The organism is Anaerotignum faecicola (assembly GCA_024460105.1).
Classification (GTDB): Bacteria; Bacillota; Clostridia; order Lachnospirales; family Anaerotignaceae; genus JANFXS01.
In genome coordinates, this window is the sequence record JANFXS010000250.1 from 1 (window position 1) to 462 (window position 462).

The 462-nt window shown below is 48.5% G+C and carries 1 protein-coding gene; it reads right to left on the minus strand.

Features of this window, described 5'->3' with window-relative positions; genetic code table 11:
- Window positions 1-168 precede the first annotated feature (168 nt).
- Window positions 169-462: dihydrofolate reductase (locus NE664_13800; protein MCQ4727707.1), on the minus strand; the 294-nt coding region annotated here is incomplete at its 5' end.

Sequence of the window (462 nt, forward strand, 5' to 3'; positions counted from 1 at the left end):
GTTCATCTCCGCTTCGTCTCTGTAAGTATCATTATAATCTGTTTCCCCGCAAAGCACTATCCCGTTTCTGCCCTTTTATATCACAATCCTGCCAATCAATTGCCGTTTACTTCCTGCCCGGTCCGCCGCCTGATTGGGATATGTCTGTTTGTCCGGCTTTATCCGGGACTATGCATTTGCATTCCCCAAATACTCCCTGATATTATAAAGCACCTTCTCACTCAGAAGTCCAAACGCCTGCTTCGTCCTTCCAGCCGAATAATTCGTGCAGAACACTCTCGGGTGGTTTAAAAGCTCTCCCGTCGGATCGCCGATGGCTCCGGCTGTATCACAGGCAAAGTAATTATTTCCCCCATCCAGCCAGTTCTTTAAATCTTCCGCTTCAAAGGCAGGCCCAATGGAGGTGTTAAACAGGATCTTTCCATTGCCCAGCGCCTTAAATTCCTCCTCGTGCATGAGACT